The 15318-nt window shown below is 63.1% G+C and carries 15 protein-coding genes; 10 read left to right on the forward strand and 5 right to left on the reverse strand.

Annotated features, from left to right (window positions below; translation table 11 throughout):
• Window positions 1-23: 23 nt before the first annotated feature.
• From cysM to KDB76_RS07185, 5 genes are all read left to right on the forward strand, one after another.
• A complete protein-coding gene (cysM, locus tag KDB76_RS07165; RefSeq protein WP_023662461.1) occupies window positions 24-923 on the forward strand; it encodes a cysteine synthase CysM in 900 nt (299 codons plus the stop codon).
• Window positions 924-2282, forward strand: coding sequence for a 23S rRNA (uracil(1939)-C(5))-methyltransferase RlmD (rlmD, locus tag KDB76_RS07170; RefSeq protein WP_013971359.1), 1359 nt, complete (start codon window positions 924-926; stop codon window positions 2280-2282).
• 96 nt (window positions 2283-2378) lie between these two features.
• Window positions 2379-4619 carry a GTP diphosphokinase gene (relA, locus tag KDB76_RS07175; protein WP_015269231.1) on the forward strand — a complete coding sequence of 747 codons (2241 nt, stop codon included), beginning with the start codon at window positions 2379-2381 and terminating at the stop codon, window positions 4617-4619.
• 124 nt (window positions 4620-4743) lie between these two features.
• Window positions 4744-5577, forward strand: coding sequence for a nucleoside triphosphate pyrophosphohydrolase (mazG, locus tag KDB76_RS07180; RefSeq protein ID WP_013971361.1), 834 nt, complete (start codon window positions 4744-4746; stop codon window positions 5575-5577).
• A 26-nt stretch (window positions 5578-5603) separates the two neighbouring features.
• Entirely contained in the window at window positions 5604-6143 is a 540-nt protein-coding gene (locus KDB76_RS07185; protein WP_013971362.1) for a DUF2058 domain-containing protein, read from the forward strand.
• Window positions 6144-6188: 45 nt separating this feature from the next.
• Here KDB76_RS07185 and KDB76_RS07190 read toward each other — a convergent pair whose 3' ends face one another.
• From KDB76_RS07190 to purM, 4 genes are all read right to left on the reverse strand, one after another.
• Entirely contained in the window at window positions 6189-6371 is a 183-nt protein-coding gene (locus tag KDB76_RS07190) for a hypothetical protein (RefSeq protein ID WP_003257734.1), read from the reverse strand.
• 176 nt (window positions 6372-6547) lie between these two features.
• A complete protein-coding gene (locus KDB76_RS07195; protein ID WP_023662920.1) occupies window positions 6548-7258 on the reverse strand; it encodes a DUF3108 domain-containing protein in 711 nt (236 codons plus the stop codon).
• 8 nt (window positions 7259-7266) lie between these two features.
• A complete protein-coding gene (gene purN / locus KDB76_RS07200; protein ID WP_013971365.1) occupies window positions 7267-7920 on the reverse strand; it encodes a phosphoribosylglycinamide formyltransferase in 654 nt (217 codons plus the stop codon).
• Entirely contained in the window at window positions 7920-8978 is a 1059-nt protein-coding gene (purM, locus tag KDB76_RS07205) for a phosphoribosylformylglycinamidine cyclo-ligase (RefSeq protein WP_013971366.1), read from the reverse strand. The genes purN and purM overlap by 1 nt, the downstream gene beginning before the upstream one ends.
• A gap of 362 nt (window positions 8979-9340) precedes the next feature.
• Here purM and KDB76_RS07210 point away from each other — a divergent pair, with 362 nt between their 5' ends.
• The 5 genes from KDB76_RS07210 (at window position 9341) to KDB76_RS07230 (ending at window position 13948) form a co-directional block, all read left to right on the forward strand.
• Entirely contained in the window at window positions 9341-10408 is a 1068-nt protein-coding gene (locus KDB76_RS07210; RefSeq protein ID WP_013971367.1) for a DUF2066 domain-containing protein, read from the forward strand.
• 12 nt (window positions 10409-10420) lie between these two features.
• Window positions 10421-11494, forward strand: a complete 1074-nt coding sequence (locus KDB76_RS07215) for an AI-2E family transporter (RefSeq protein ID WP_013971368.1) — start codon at window positions 10421-10423, stop codon at window positions 11492-11494.
• Window positions 11495-11787: 293 nt separating this feature from the next.
• Complete coding sequence (gene hda / locus KDB76_RS07220; RefSeq protein ID WP_013971369.1) at window positions 11788-12495, forward strand: DnaA regulatory inactivator Hda; 708 nt, start codon at window positions 11788-11790, stop codon at window positions 12493-12495.
• 125 nt (window positions 12496-12620) lie between these two features.
• On the forward strand, window positions 12621-13274 hold the full coding sequence (locus tag KDB76_RS07225; RefSeq protein WP_023663125.1) for an NlpC/P60 family protein: 654 nt from the start codon (window positions 12621-12623) through the stop codon (window positions 13272-13274).
• A 140-nt stretch (window positions 13275-13414) separates the two neighbouring features.
• Window positions 13415-13948, forward strand: a complete 534-nt coding sequence (locus KDB76_RS07230; protein WP_013971371.1) for a C40 family peptidase — start codon at window positions 13415-13417, stop codon at window positions 13946-13948.
• On the opposite strand, the gene KDB76_RS07235 is transcribed toward KDB76_RS07230, so the two are convergent.
• Window positions 13914-15260, reverse strand: a complete 1347-nt coding sequence (locus KDB76_RS07235; RefSeq protein WP_013971372.1) for a sorbosone dehydrogenase family protein — start codon at window positions 15258-15260, stop codon at window positions 13914-13916. The two genes, KDB76_RS07230 and KDB76_RS07235, sit on opposite strands and share 35 nt — an antisense overlap.
• Window positions 15261-15318: the final 58 nt, after the last annotated feature.

Here is a 15318-nt window from a genome sequence, read left to right on the forward strand (position 1 = left end):
CCGTCCGGATTGTGAAATACGCCATGACCTTGCAGTACCCAACCATCGCCGATTGCGTCGGCAATACGCCCCTGGTTCGCCTGCAGCGTATCGCTGGCGAAACCAGCAACACCCTCCTGCTCAAGCTCGAAGGTAACAATCCCGCCGGCTCGGTGAAGGACCGCCCGGCATTGTCGATGATCACCCGCGCCGAACTGCGCGGCCAGATCAAGCCCGGCGATACCCTGATCGAAGCCACCTCCGGCAACACCGGCATCGCCCTGGCGATGGCTGCGGCGATCAAGGGCTACAAGATGATCCTGATCATGCCTGACAATTCCACCGCCGAGCGCAAAGCCGCCATGACCGCCTACGGCGCCGAGCTGATCCTGGTGACCAAGGAAGAGGGTATGGAGGGCGCCCGTGACCTGGCCGAGAAGCTGCAGGCCGAAGGCCGCGGCCTGGTGCTGGACCAGTTCGCCAATGGCGACAACCCCATCGCCCACTACAACAGCACCGGCCCCGAGATTTGGCAGCAGACCCAGGGCACCATCACCCATTTCGTCAGCTCCATGGGTACCACCGGTACCATCATGGGCTGCTCGCAGTACCTCAAGGAACAAAACCCGGCGGTGCAGATCATTGGCCTGCAACCAATGGAGGGCTCGGCAATTCCGGGCATTCGCCGCTGGCCCGAGGAATACCTGCCGAAAATCTTCGACGCCAGCCGTGTCGACCGCGTGGTCGACATGTCGCAGCAGGAAGCCGAGGAAACCACCCGCCGCCTTGCCCGTGAAGAGGGCATTTTCTGCGGCGTGTCTTCCGGTGGTGCAGTCGCGGCCATGCTGCGCCTGTCCCGCGAGGTGGAAAATGCCACGATGGTCGCGATCATCTGCGACCGCGGCGACCGTTACCTGTCCACCGGCCTGTTCGACCCGAGCTAAATGTCAAAGAAAAAAAGCAACAGCGGCCTGCGCTTCCAGCCGGCTGGCGGCAACCGCAGCCCCCAGGTCCCGGTGGGCAAGAAGCAGCGCCTGGAAATCGAGCGCCTGGCCGGTGACGGCCGGGGCATTGCCTTCCACGAAGGGCGCACCTGGTTCGTCAGCGGCGCCCTGGCCGGTGAGGCCGTCGAGGCGCGGGTGCTCAATGCCCGTGGCAAAGTGGTCGAGGCCCGCCTGGAGCGCCTGCTGCAGGCCAGCCCCGAACGCCGTCAGGCACCGTGCCGGTATTACGAGCGTTGCGGAGGCTGCAACCTGCAGCACCTGCCGCACGAAGCGCAGCTGGCGCTCAAGCAGCGCACCCTGGCAGAGCAGCTTCAGCGGGTGGCCAGCGTGCAGCCCGAGGAATGGGCCGCACCGCTGAGTGGGCCGGAGTTCGGCTACCGGCGCCGCGCCCGCGTGGCCGTGCGCTGGGACGCCAAGGCGCGTCAGCTGGAGGTCGGCTTCCGTGCCGAAGCCAGCCAGGACATCATTGCCATCGACGATTGCGCGGTGCTGGTACAGCCCTTGCAGTCGATTCTGCGCCATTTACCGACCGTGCTGCGCTCGCTGAGCAAGCCGCAGGCGCTGGGCCATGTGGAACTGTTCAGCGGTACTGCCGAGGCGCTGCTGGTGCGCCATGTCGCGCCGTTGCCCGCCGAAGACCTGGCCAGGCTGCAGGCGTTCTGCGAACAGGCCAATGCCCAGTTGTGGCTGCAGGGCGAAGGGGAGCCGGCGCCAGTGGACCCGGCCGCGCAGCTGGGCTTTGCCTTGGCGCCTTGGCAGTTGGAACTGGCCTGGCGCCCAGGTGACTTCGTACAGGTGAATGCCCAGGTCAACACGGCAATGATAGAGCAGGCGCTGGCCTGGCTCGCACCGCAGGCCGACGAGCGCGTGCTGGACCTGTTCTGCGGCCTGGGCAACTTCGCCCTGCCACTGGCCCGGCAGGCGCGCGAGGTAGTGGCAGTGGAAGGAGTGCAGGCCATGGTCGATCGGGCCGCGGCCAATGCCCGGAACAACAATGTGCATAACGCACGGTTTTTTCAGGCCGATTTATCGCAGCCTTTGGCGGGTGCCGGATGGGCCGCCGAGGGCTTTTCTGCGGTACTCTTGGATCCACCGCGCGACGGTGCTTTCGAGGTGGTGCAAGGCATCGCCCGCCTCAAGGCCAGAAGGCTGGTCTATGTATCGTGCAACCCGGCCACGCTGGCGCGAGACGCGCAGGTGCTGGTCGGCCAGGGGTACCGGTTAAAAAGGGCCGGGATTCTCGACATGTTTCCTCAGACGGCGCATGTCGAGGCCATGGCGTTATTCGAAGCGGGCTAGCTGACTGGCCCCTTGGTGCGGCTTTCATGGAATGGTGGCCGCACGGTGATCGCCAGCGCACCCGTGTGGTGTGCTGTATGGAAAGGTAAAACAAAGATGGTACAGGTGAGAGTGCACCAGCCGGTCAACACCGACGGCAGTATCAATCTCGAAGCATGGTTGGACCATGTGGTAAGCGTCGATTCGGCACTGGATCGCGCAGCGCTGAAAGAGGCCTGCGAGTTTGCCCATGAAGTCGAGAAAAAGGGCAACCCGGCCAAGCATTCCTGGGCGGACGGTACGTCCAGCTTCCAGGCGGGCCTTGAGATCGCGGAAATCCTAGCCGACCTCAAGCTCGACCAGGATTCCCTGGTGGCGGCGGTCATCTACCGCTCGGTGCGCGAGGGCAAGGTGACGCTGGCCGAGGTCAGCCAGCGCTTTGGCCCGGTAGTGTCCAAGCTGATCGACGGTGTGCTGCGCATGGCCGCCATCAGCGCCAGCCTCAGCCCGCGCCAATCGCTGGTGCTGGGCTCGCAGGCGCAGGTCGAGAACCTGCGCAAGATGCTCGTGGCAATGGTCGACGACGTGCGCGTGGCGCTGATCAAGCTGGCCGAGCGCACCTGCGCGATCCGTGCGGTGAAGGCCGCCGACGACGAGAAACGCCTGCGTGTCGCGCGCGAGGTGTTCGATATCTATGCGCCGCTGGCGCACCGCCTGGGTATCGGCCACATCAAGTGGGAGTTGGAAGACCTTTCCTTCCGCTACCTCGAACCCGACCAGTACAAACAGATCGCCAAGCTGCTGCACGAGCGCCGGTTGGACCGCGAGCGGTTCATCAGCGAGGTTATGAACCAGCTGCAGAACGAGCTGCTGGCCACTGGCGTCAAGGCCGACATCAGCGGCCGGGCGAAACATATCTATTCGATCTGGCGCAAGATGCAGCGCAAAGGCCTGGAATTCAGCCAGATCTACGACGTGCGCGCGGTACGCGTGCTGGTGCCGGAAATTCGCGACTGCTACACCGCGTTGGGCATCGTGCATACCCTGTGGCGGCATATCCCCAAGGAGTTCGACGATTACATCGCCAACCCCAAGGAGAACGGCTATCGCTCCCTGCACACCGCGGTGATCGGCCCCGAGGGCAAGGTGCTGGAAGTGCAGATCCGTACCCACGGCATGCACGAGGAAGCCGAGCTTGGGGTATGTGCCCACTGGCGCTACAAGGGCACCGACGTCAAGTCCAGTTCCAACCATTACGAAGAGAAGATCTCCTGGCTGCGCCAGGTGCTGGAGTGGCACGAAGAGCTGGGCGACATCGGTGGCCTGGCCGAGCAGCTGCGGGTCGACATCGAGCCGGACCGGGTCTATGTGTTCACCCCGGACGGCCACGCCATCGACTTGCCAAAAGGTGCCACGCCGCTGGACTTCGCCTACCGCGTGCACACCGAAATCGGCCACAACTGCCGCGGCGCCAAGATCAACGGGCGCATCGTGCCGCTCAACTACAGCCTGCAGACCGGCGAGCAGGTCGAGATCATTACCAGCAAGCACGGCAATCCCAGCCGTGACTGGTTGAACTCCAACCTGGGCTACGTCACTACCTCGCGGGCACGGGCCAAGATCGTACACTGGTTCAAGCTGCAGGCACGCGATCAGAACGTCGCTGCCGGCAAGACCTTGCTCGAACGCGAGCTCAGCCGCCTGGGCCTGCCGCAGGTGGATTTCGAGCGCCTGGCCGAGAAGACCAACGTCAAGACCGCCGAGGACATGTTCGCCTCGCTCGGTGCCGGCGACCTGCGCCTGGCGCACCTGGTCAACGCCGCCCAGCAGCTGCTTGAGCCCGAGCGCATCGAGCAGATCGAACTGGTACCGCGCAAGCCTACCGGGCCGCGTACCGGCAAGCGTGGCGACATCCAGATCCAGGGTGTCGGCAACCTGCTGACGCAGATGGCCGGTTGCTGCCAGCCGCTGCCTGGCGACGCCATCGTCGGCTACATCACTCAGGGCCGCGGTGTGAGCATCCACCGCCAGGACTGCGCTTCGGTGCTGCAGTTGGCGGGCAAGGAACCGGAGCGCATGATCCAGGTAAGCTGGGGGCCGATCCCGGTGCAGACCTACCCGGTCGACATCGTCATCCGTGCCTACGACCGCCCGGGCTTGCTGCGCGATGTGTCGCAAGTGCTGCTGAACGAAAAGATCAACGTGCTGGCGGTGAACACCCGCTCGAACAAGGAAGACAACACCGCGCTGATGTCGCTGACCATCGAGATTCCAGGCCTGGATGCGCTGGGGCGCCTGCTGGGGCGGATCTCGCAGTTGCCCAACATCATCGAGACGCGGCGTAATCGTACACCTTGAGACTGCGGTGCCTGCTTCGCGGGCTTGCCTGCTCCCATAGGCAAGATGCAGATTTCGAAACCTGCATGCATCCTGTGGGAGCGGGCAAGCCCGCGAAGAAGCCACCACCGAAGGACCTGCCTGAATGACCTACACCCTCGAAGACCTGCTGCACCTCATGGCCCGCCTGCGCGACCCGCAGTACGGCTGCCCGTGGGACCTGAAGCAGAACTACGCGAGCATCGTCCCGCACACCATCGAAGAGGCCTACGAGGTTGCCGATACCATCGAGCGTGGCGACTTCGAGCACCTGCAAGGTGAGCTGGGCGACCTGCTGTTCCAGGTGGTCTACTACAGCCAGCTGGCCCGCGAGGAGGGGCGTTTCGAGTTCGACGGCGTGGTCGACAGCATCACCCGCAAGCTCATTCGCCGTCACCCGCATGTATTCCCCACCGGCGAGCTGTATGCGCCGGTGGACACCCCCAGCCTGAACGAGGCCCAGGTCAAGTCACGCTGGGAAGAAATCAAGGCTGAAGAGCGCGCGGAAAAGAGCCAGCCCGAACAGCTGTCGTTGCTCGACGACGTACCAGCGGCATTGCCGGCGTTGTCGCGGGCAGCCAAACTGCAAAAGCGCGCAGCCACGGTTGGTTTCGACTGGCCTGCGGCATTGCCGGTGCTGGACAAGGTGCGCGAAGAGCTGGACGAAGTGCTGCAGGCCATGGCCGACGGCGATGCCGATGCGCTCGAGGATGAAATCGGCGACCTGCTGTTTGCCGCCGTCAACCTGGCCCGCCACCTCAAACATGACCCGGAACACGCCCTGCGCCGTGCCAATCGCAAGTTCGAGCGGCGTTTCCGCTTCATCGAACAGGCATTGCGCGACAGTGGCCGCCCCATCGAAGATTGTAACCTTGATGAACTGGATGCCCTTTGGGGTGAAGCCAAACGTCAGGAAAAGAACCTGCCCAGCTGCGGCTGAGCTGTTGCATAAGTGAGTGAACATTCATGAGCCTTTCCCTTCGCGACCAACTGCTCAAAGCCGGTCTGGTCAACCAGAAACAGGTTTCCCAGGCCAACAAGGCCGAGAAGAAACAGAAACGCCTGGAGCACAAAGGCCAGGTCGAGGTGGACGACAGCCAGCAGCGCATGGCCAAGGAAGCCATGGCCGAGAAAGCCAAGCGTGACCAGGAACTGAACCGCCAGCAGCAGGAAAAAGCCGAGCAGAAGGCCCGCGCGGCGCAGATCAAGCAGTTGATCGAAGCGACTCGCCTGCCGAAGCTGAGCACCGAGGACTACTACAACTTCGTCGACGACAAGAAGGTCAAGCGCATTGCCGTCAATGCTCTGATGCGGACCAAGCTGAGCAATGGTGCGCTGGCCGTGGTGTCGTTTGCCGGCGGCTATGAGGTGATCCCTCGTGAGGCGGCATTGAAGATCCAGGAGCGCGACCCTGGCCGTGTCCTGCTGCTGAACACCCATGTCGAGGAAGCGGACGAGGACGACCCGTACGCAGCCTACAAGATCCCTGATGATCTGATGTGGTAACCACGAAAAACCCCGCCTTGGCGGGGTTTTTCATTTGAAGATGGGTCATTGCGTGGCGCGCTGGTTTTCCAGGTTTTCCAGCTCTGTACGGTACTGATGCGCTTCATGTTCGTTGTGGAACATCCCCACCAGTTGGCCCTGTTGGTGCACATCCCAGATCCGCACACCAGCGGCCAGGCCTTCGTGGGACATTTTCGATTCGTCGCGTTCGGTTACTTGGACTGTCATCGTTAAACTCCACTGTTTCAGTTGGCTGCGACACTGTGTCGCACAACCTCTTTATAGAGTTTGTTAGCAGGCTAAGTAAATAAAACCGGCATGAAACAAGTTTCATGGAAGCCGGAGCGCAATCAAAAAAAAGCCCCGCACAAGGCGGGGCTTCGGGTACTGCTGGCAGCGCTGGCTCAGTTGCCCTTCACCGGCTTGCCATCGACCGTGCCATCCTGCAGCACGATCACGTATTCCTTGCCATCGGTCTCGACCTGGCGCAGTTGCACCAGCAGGTAGTCCCAGTTCTTGGCGAACCACAGCTCGGTGATGCGCTTGCTCTGGCTTGGGTCGCGCACGCGCTCGACCTTCACCGCATCGACCTGGCCAGTCTTGGTAGTGACCTTTTCGGTGCCCAGCACGCGGAAGTCGTAGGTGTCGATCTCGTCACCATCGACCACCTGGTAGGTCATGCTCTTCTTGCCGGCGGCCAAGTCATGTTGCAGGGCCAACTGGTAGGACGACTTGTCCAGCACACCACGGTTCAGCGGCAGGTTGATGGCATCGCCACGGTCGCTGCCGGTGACCTTTTTGCTGTTCCAGTCGAAAGTCAGGTCGACCTTCTTGGCCTTGCCCAGGCCACCACGCTCGAAGTGGTACTTCTGTGGCAGCAGGGTGTCGTTGTCCATGCGCAGGGTGCTTTGCTCGGTCAGGCTGGCGATCATCATGGAAGCCTTGAAATTAAGGTCCCAGGTACCGTTGGCATTCTTGACCAGGCTGCGCTCGGCGGTGCCGCTCATGGGCAGTTGCTTCCAGTCTGCGGTATAGCTGGCCGAGAAAGGCTTCAGATCAGCTGCCTGGAGGGGCAGGGCGAGCACGGCGAGAGCCAAGAGCAGGGCGCGACGCATAAATTCTCCTAGGATCGAATCAAGTGACCGCTGGCCGCCAGTGGCTGGCCATCCAGTAATGCACCCTGTTCGCCAAGACGCAAGCGCCCTTCGGCGAACCAGCGCACCGCCAGCGGGTAAATCAGGTGTTCCTGGCGGTGTACCCGCTGGGCCAGGCTTTCGACGGTGTCGTCAGGCACCACCGGCACCACAGCCTGTACGACCAGAGGGCCGCCATCGAGTTCCTCAGTCACGAAGTGTACGCTGCAGCCGTGCTCGCCGTCGCCTGCCTCCAGCGCCCGACGGTGGGTATGCAAGCCCTTGTACTTGGGCAGCAGCGACGGGTGGATGTTGAGCAGGCGGCCCTGGTAGTGGCGCACGAAGTCGCCACTGAGGATGCGCATGAAACCGGCCAGCACCACCAGGTCGGGGGCGAAACCGTCGATGCGCGCCATCAGCGCGGCATCGAAGGCTTCACGGCCGTCGAACTGGGTGTGCTCGAGCACGACGCTGTCTATGCCGGCCGCCGCGGCGCGTTGCAGGCCGTAGGCATCGGCGCGGTTGGAAACCACTGCACGGATGCGCACCGGGCTGTCCTGGCCTTGGCAGCTGTCGATCAGGGCTTGCAGGTTGCTGCCGGAGCCCGACAGCAGTACCACTACATTGCAGGTCTTGCTTGGCATCAGTGTGCCTTGAGGTTTTGCAGCTCGACCTGGGCAGCGCCTTCGGCGGCTTCGGCGATGTGGCCGATCACCCATGGCTGCTCGCCAGCGGCGCGCAGTTCGTTCAGGGCTGCTTCTACCTGGTCCTGGGCCACGCAGATGACCATGCCGACGCCGCAGTTCAGCACGCGGTGCATTTCATGCTCGTCGACGTTGCCTTTTTCCTGCAGGAAGTCGAATACCGCCGGGCGCTGCCAGCTGGCCACGTCGATGACCGCCTGGGCGTTGGCCGGCAGTACGCGCGGGATGTTGTCCAGCAGGCCGCCACCGGTGATGTGGGCCATGGCCTTGACCGCGCCGGTGTTCTTGATCAGTTGCAGCAGCGGCTTGACGTAGATGCGGGTCGGCGCCATCAGCAGGTCGGTCAGCGGCTTGCCGTCCAGCTGGGTGTTCTCGATGTCGGTGGCGGACACTTCGAGGATCTTGCGGATCAGCGAGTAGCCGTTGGAGTGCGGTCCCGAGGACGGCAGGGCGATCAGTGCGTCGCCGGTGGCAACCTTGGAGCCGTCGATGATCTCGGCCTTTTCCACCACGCCGACGCAGAAGCCGGCCAGATCGTAGTCTTCGCCTTCGTACATGCCAGGCATTTCGGCGGTTTCACCACCGACCAGCGAGCAGCCGGCCAGTTCGCAGCCGGCACCGATGCCGGTGACCACGGTGGCGGCCACGTCGACGTTCAGTTTGCCGGTGGCATAGTAGTCGAGGAAGAACAATGGCTCGGCGCCGCACACTACCAGGTCGTTGACGCACATGGCGACCAGGTCCTGGCCGATGCTGTCGTGCTTGTTCAGGTTCAGTGCCAGACGCAGCTTGGTGCCGACGCCGTCGGTGCCGGAGACCAGCACCGGCTGCTTGTAGCCGGCCGGGATCTCGCAGAGGGCGCCGAAGCCGCCCAGGCCACCCATGACTTCAGGGCGTGCGGTGCGTTTTGCCACGCCCTTGATGCGTTCGACCAGTGCTTCGCCGGCGTCGATGTCTACACCGGCGTCCTTGTAGCTCAGGGAGGGTTGCTTGCTCATTGATCCAGGCCTTTAGGAGGGAGGGATTCTTAAAAACGACCATGACGGCCAAGGCCGGCTGGTAAGCGGCGGCTGCCTGAAACGTCAGTGGTCTGTGAAGGCGCGCGATTTTATCAGGGTTGCCGGGCAGCGGCCATCCTCAGGCCGACGGGCAGGGCATGAAAATAGGTAAAAAGTTGGGGGTGTACGCCACAAGGGCCGCGCCATGCACGCGCAGGCGCTGAACCTGTTGCGGCGAGCACCTGTCAGACCATCACATTTCCCAGGCAATCTCCGCAACCAATCTTTCATCCTCGCGACTGGTTACCTTTCGCCCCCGTGTATAAGGTATAGGCATTGCGGTAAATGGACAGGAATCCTCCATGCGTCTCTTCAATATTCTGGCAGCCGGTTGCCTGGCCCTGATCTCGGCCACTGCCCAGGCTGAAAATGTCACCGGCCTTTACCAGGTGCGCGAGCCGGTGACAGGGCAGGGCGCCGAAGCCCGTGCCGCGGCTACCATCCAGGCTCTCGATACCCTGGTAACGCGCCTGACCGGCGACCCCAAGGCGGCGCAAAGCCCGGCATTGGCCGCTTTGCGCAAGGACCCGCAGCAAATCATCAACCAGGTCGCCAGCGAAGCCGGGCCACCCGAATCGGTGCTGGTCGAGTTCGACCCTGGCAGTACCGAACGGGCCTTGCGCAAGGCCGGCCTGGCATTGTGGGGCAGCAACCGACCCTCGATTCTCGGCTGGTGGCTGAACGACAGTGTCGAAGGCAGCAACCTGGTAGGTGACGGCCAGGCCAGCGCCCAGCCCCTGCGTCGTGCCGCCCAGCACCGTGGCCTGCCGTTGCGGCTGCCGCTGGCCGACCTGCAGGAGCAATTGGTGGCCAATGCCGAGCAGATCGAAGGCAGTGACCCTGCGGCGCTGCGCGAAGCCTCAGGGCGCTACGGCGCCGATGCCTTGCTGGCGGTGCATGCCCGGGAAGCCGACGGCAAATGGCAGGGCAAATGGCAGCTTTGGCTGGGCGACCAGCGTGAACATGGCACTGCCGAGGGTGCCGACCCGGCAGCACTGGCCGACGCCGTGATGCTGGCGCTCAGCAGCAGCCTGGCGCCGCGCTACGTCACCCGCCCGGGCGCCAGCAGCCAGTTGCAGGTGCAAGTGCAGGGGATGAACCTGCAGCGCTACGCCGAGCTGGCCCGCGTGCTCGAACCCTTTGGCCCGCGCCTGCAGATGGCCGAAGGCAGCACCCTGACCTACGGCGTGACCGCCAACCGCGAACAGCTGCGCGCCCAGCTTGGCCTGGCCAAGCTGCAGGAAGTACCGGTAGAGCAGGCGCCCGCTGTGCAGCCCCCTCCAGCTCCGGCAGACGCTGCCGGCGCTGGGCAACCAGTGCCGGCCCAGCCAGCACCCAAGCCGTTCGACGGTTTGCGTTTTCGCTGGTAAGAGGAGCACACCGTGACCGACGTACGTCGTTGGATCTGGCTGGGCGTTGCCCTGCTGGTCGCCGTGCTGCTTTACAGCCTGCACAACATTCTTACCCCGTTCCTGGTCGGCGTGCTGCTGGCCTATCTGGCCGACCCGCTGGTTGACCGCCTGGAGCGCCTGGGGCTGTCGCGCACCTGGGGCGTAGTGGTGGTGTTCGGCCTGTTCACCTTGCTGTTGCTGGCCTTGCTGCTGGTTTTGGTGCCGCTGCTGGCCAAGCAGCTGGTGCGCCTGTACGAACTGGCGCCGCAGATGCTCGACTGGCTCGAGCACGTGGCGCTGCCCTGGGTGCAGAGCCGCCTGGGCCTGGCTGACGGCTTCTGGAAGTTCGACAAGATCAAGGCCGCCATCGGCACGCACATGGGCCAGACCACCGATATCGTCGGTGTGCTGCTGTCCCATGCCACTGCCTCGAGCCTGGCGCTGATGGCCTGGCTGGCCAACATGGTGCTGATCCCGGTGGTGGGTTTCTATCTGCTGCGCGACTGGGACCTGATGATGGCCAAGCTGCGTGGCCTGCTGCCGCGCCAGCGTGAGCCGCAAGTGATGGGCCTTGCAGGCGAATGCCATGAGGTGCTGGGGGCGTTCGTGCGCGGGCAATTGATGGTGATGGTGGCCCTGGGCATCATCTATTCGGCCGGGCTGATGCTGGTGGGGCTGGAACTGGGGCTACTGATCGGCATGCTCGCCGGGTTGGCTGCCATCGTGCCGTACATGGGTTTCATCATCGGCATCGGCGCGGCCTTGGTGGCTGGCCTGTTCCAGTATGGCGGCGACCTGTACCCGATGCTGGGTATCGTCGCAGTGTTCATGGTCGGCCAGGCGCTGGAAGGCATGGTGCTGACCCCGCTGCTGGTCGGTGACCGCATTGGCCTGCACCCGGTTGCGGTGATTTTCGCGATCCTGGCCGGCGGTGAGCTGTTCGGCTTTACCGGGGTGTTGCTGGCGCTGCCGGTGGCGGCGGTGATCATGGTGCTGCTGCGGCATGTGCATGACTTGTACAAGGAATCGGACATGTATGCCGGGGATATCGACCCGGAGTTGTGATCCCAGGGCCGCCTTAATGCCGGCCAGTTAAGAAAATTGGGGCCGCGTTGCGGCCCTTCGCGGGCTTGCCCGCTCCCACAGATGTGTCGCTGAGCCCATGATTTACGCGCCCCCTGTGGGAGCGGACAAGCCCGCGAAGGGTTGCAAAGCAGCCCCAAAATAGCCAAAAAAGCGCAACTCATTGATTTTACTTGTGCTATCCGCTGCCGTGATTGTGCGCCCCGCGCTGCGGGTATAGACTTTGCACATTGTTCACCAAAGGCCCCCTGCGGTCCTGTCGACCGCCCGCGAGCATGAAACCACCGATCCAGTTGCCCCTGGGTGTGCGCCTGCGCGATGACGCCACCTTCATCAACTACTATCCGGGCGCCAATGCTGCGGCATTGGGCTACGTCGAGCGGCTATGCGAAGCCGACGCCGGCTGGACCGAGAGCCTTATCTACCTGTGGGGCAAGCAAGGTGTTGGCCGTACCCACCTGCTACAGGCCGCTACCCACCGCTTCCAGCAACGCGGCGAGCCAGCCGTCTACCTGCCGCTGGCGCAATTGCTCGATCGTGGCGTAGGGCTGCTCGACTACCTGGCCCAGTACGAACTGGTGTGCATCGACGACCTGCACGTGATCGCCGGCAAGGCTGACTGGGAAGAGGCCATGTTCCACCTGTTCAACCGCCTGCGTGACAGCGGCCGGCGCCTGCTGCTGGCCGCCTCGGCATCGCCGCGCGAACTGCCGATCAAGCTGCCCGACCTGAAGTCGCGGCTGACCCTGGCCCTGGTGTTCCAGATGCGTGGCCTGTCCGATGAAGACAAGCTGCGTGCCCTGCAACTGCGTGCTTCGCGCCGTGGCCTGCACCTTACCGACGAAGTCGGCCACTTCATCCTCACCCGCGGCGCACGCAGCATGAGCGCGTTGTTCGACCTGCTGGAACGCCTCGATCAGGCCTCGTTGCAGGCACAGCGCAAGCTCACCATCCCTTTCCTCAAAGAAACCCTGGGCTGGTAGCCCCGAAAACGCTGGGCCAGAGCGGCAAAACGAAAAAGTCACATCTTTTTCGATAAAATTTGCAAATGGCCATGATAGAGGGCATAGTTTCACCCTTCTAAAGGATTACAGACACGGTCGTGCCCATGCTGAAGCGCTTCGCACCCCTCGTGCCACTCGCACTCGTGACCCTGCTTTTTGGCTGCGCGGCCCAAGGCCCAGCTTCTCATTCAGAGCTGCAGTCCCAGGATCACTCCCCGATCGCCGCACAATCGGCCTTCAAGGCCAAAGCCTCCTCCTCGTCGGTATTCGGCGAGCCGGAAGAGCTGGCTACCGAAGATGACCTGGAGGCCTTCTCCAGCAGCAAGCCTTACCAGTTGCCAGCTCTGGCTGACAGCATTCTCGAGCGCGGCATGTCGCTGATCGGCACTCGCTATCGCTTCGGCGGTACCTCGGAGAAGTCCGGCTTCGACTGCAGTGGTTTCATCGGCTATCTGTTCCGCGAAGAGGCGGGTGTGACCCTGCCGCGTTCCACGCGTGAAATGATCAACGTCGATGCCCCGAAAGTGGCCCGCAACAAACTCAAGCCAGGTGACCTGCTGTTCTTCAGCACCAATGGTCGCGGCCGAGTCAGCCATGCTGGCATTTACCTGGGTGACAACCAGTTCATTCACTCCAGCAGCCGCCGCAGCGGTGGTGTGCGCATCGACAGCCTCGGTGACCGCTACTGGAGCAAGACCTTCATCGAAGCCAAGCGTGCCTTGGCCATGGCGCCGACCACCAATATCGCGCGCAACTGATAGCAAAATGATGTACCCTGCCGCGGCGGCGATGCTTTGAAAAAAAGCTCGCCGCCGTGCGCATTTATAGAAAGCGTCTAATCTAATTTCTCAACTCTTTTCGGCTGCGGCCCAGCGGACTCAGACAGGATGTTCTGGCCATGGTAAAGATGGCGCGCTTCGCATTTCTCTCCTTGGCAGCCTTGCTGGCTGCCTGCTCCAGCCGTGCGCCTGCGCCGGCTCCTGTGGTACAGCCGCAGGTAACCTATAGCCAGCCCAGCCCTTCGCCGATTGCCGATGACGTGCTGATGCGTGCCATCGGCCTGGTGGGCACGCCTTATCGCTGGGGTGGCAATACGCCGGACTCCGGTTTCGATTGCAGTGGCCTGATCAAGTACGTCTATCGTGATGCTGCCGGCATAAGCCTGCCGCGTTCGACGCGTGAGATGATCGTAATGCGCGCGCCAACCGTGGATGCCAAGTCGCTGCAGTCCGGCGACCTGGTGTTCTTCGCCACCAGTGGCGGCTCGCAGGTCAGCCATGCGGGCATCTATGTCGGGGAAGGGCGCTTCGTGCATGCACCTTCCAGCGGTGGCACGGTGCGTCTGGACTACCTGTCCAACAGTTACTGGGCCAAGGCTTACCTGCAGGCCAAGCGCGTCATTCCGCAAGGGCATCTGGCGCAGAACCCCTGAGGACAGGCGGGGCTTTGCTCACCCGCCAGACCACGTTGCCGACATCATCGGCTACCAGCACGCCGCCACGCCCGTCGGTGATTACGCCGACCGGGCGCCCTTGGGCCTTGCCATGCTCATCCAGAAAACCGGTAAGCAGGTCTACGGGCTTGCCCGAGGGCTTTCCTGATGGGTCGAACGGTACGAAAATCACCTTGTAGCCACTGTGTGGCTTGCGGTTCCACGACCCGTGCTGGCCCACGAATGCCCCTTGTTCGAAGGGCGGTGGTAGCCCGTTCGGTTCGGCGAATGCCAGCCCTAGCGATGCCGTGTGTGGGCCTACGGCGTAGTCGGGCACCAGCGCCTGGGCTACTTTTTCAGGCGCTGGCGGTTGCACGCGCTCGTCCACGTGGCGGCCGTAGTAGCTATAGGGCCAGCCATAGAAACCGCCGTCCTTCACGGAAGTGATGTAGTCCGGTACCAGATCGCTACCGATCTCGTCACGCTCGTTGACTGCCGTCCACAACGTACCGCTGTGCGGCTCCCAGGCCAGGCCGTTAGGGTTGCGCAGGCCGGTGGCGAACAGGCGGTGCTGGCCGCTGGTGGGGTCCACTTCCCAGATCGCGGCGCGTCCCTGTTCCTTGTCCATACCGTTTTCGCCTACGTTGCTGTTGGAGCCGACCGTCACGAAAAGCTTCTTGCCATCAGGGCTGGCGATCACGTTCTTGGTCCAGTGGTGGTTGAGCGGCCCGCCTGGCAACTCGACCACTGGCTGGCCTTCATTGCGAATTTGCATGGCACCGGGCTCATAGTGAAAGCGCATCAACCTGTCGGTGTTGGCGATATACAGGTCCTTCCCGACCAGCGCCATGCCGAACGGTGAGTTGAGCTCTTCGATGAAGGTCGTACGGATTTCAGCCACGCCGTCGTGGTCGGCGTCACGTAACAGGGTAATGCGGTTTGCGCTGGGTACGCCTGCGCCTGCCCGCTTCATCACCTTCTTCATGACCCAGCCGCGCAGGCCTTTGCCATCTTCGGGCTTGGATGGGGCATTGGTTTCGGCTACCAGGACGTCGCCGTTGGGCAGCAGGTATAGCCAGCGAGGGTGGTCGAGCCCGCTGGCGAATGCTTTCACCTGAGTGCCTGGTGCTACCTCGGGCTTGGCGTCCTTGGGCCAGCCCACTGCCGGGGCGATATTCACGGTGGGGAGGGTTGTCTTGACCGGAGCAGGCAGCTGGGGGGTTGGACCACTGCCGTCGAGTACATTCAGCAGGGCGGTTTCGCCGCAGGCAGTCAGGCTGGCGGCCAATAACCAAGGCGTCAGGTGTTTCATGGGGCGGCGTCCTCCTAACAGGGCCTATGAATTGAGAGGTCGGTGACATTCGCCAGGT

It is taken from the genome of Pseudomonas sp. JS425, from assembly GCF_018223845.1.
Lineage (GTDB): Bacteria > Pseudomonadota > Gammaproteobacteria > Pseudomonadales > Pseudomonadaceae > Aquipseudomonas > Aquipseudomonas asiatica.

Coding starts and splice junctions, on each gene's coding strand:
- cysM (WP_023662461.1), top strand. CDS start 24: ATGACCTTGCAGTACCCAACCATCGCCGATTGCGTCGGCAATACGCCC.
- rlmD (WP_013971359.1), top strand. CDS start 924: ATGTCAAAGAAAAAAAGCAACAGCGGCCTGCGCTTCCAGCCGGCTGGC.
- relA (WP_015269231.1), top strand. CDS start 2,379: ATGGTACAGGTGAGAGTGCACCAGCCGGTCAACACCGACGGCAGTATC.
- mazG (WP_013971361.1), top strand. CDS start 4,744: ATGACCTACACCCTCGAAGACCTGCTGCACCTCATGGCCCGCCTGCGC.
- KDB76_RS07185 (WP_013971362.1), top strand. CDS start 5,604: ATGAGCCTTTCCCTTCGCGACCAACTGCTCAAAGCCGGTCTGGTCAAC.
- KDB76_RS07190 (WP_003257734.1), bottom strand. CDS start 6,371: ATGACAGTCCAAGTAACCGAACGCGACGAATCGAAAATGTCCCACGAA.
- KDB76_RS07195 (WP_023662920.1), bottom strand. CDS start 7,258: ATGCGTCGCGCCCTGCTCTTGGCTCTCGCCGTGCTCGCCCTGCCCCTC.
- purN (WP_013971365.1), bottom strand. CDS start 7,920: ATGCCAAGCAAGACCTGCAATGTAGTGGTACTGCTGTCGGGCTCCGGC.
- purM (WP_013971366.1), bottom strand. CDS start 8,978: ATGAGCAAGCAACCCTCCCTGAGCTACAAGGACGCCGGTGTAGACATC.
- KDB76_RS07210 (WP_013971367.1), top strand. CDS start 9,341: ATGCGTCTCTTCAATATTCTGGCAGCCGGTTGCCTGGCCCTGATCTCG.
- hda (WP_013971369.1), top strand. CDS start 11,788: ATGAAACCACCGATCCAGTTGCCCCTGGGTGTGCGCCTGCGCGATGAC.
- KDB76_RS07225 (WP_023663125.1), top strand. CDS start 12,621: ATGCTGAAGCGCTTCGCACCCCTCGTGCCACTCGCACTCGTGACCCTG.
- KDB76_RS07230 (WP_013971371.1), top strand. CDS start 13,415: ATGGTAAAGATGGCGCGCTTCGCATTTCTCTCCTTGGCAGCCTTGCTG.
- KDB76_RS07235 (WP_013971372.1), bottom strand. CDS start 15,260: ATGAAACACCTGACGCCTTGGTTATTGGCCGCCAGCCTGACTGCCTGC.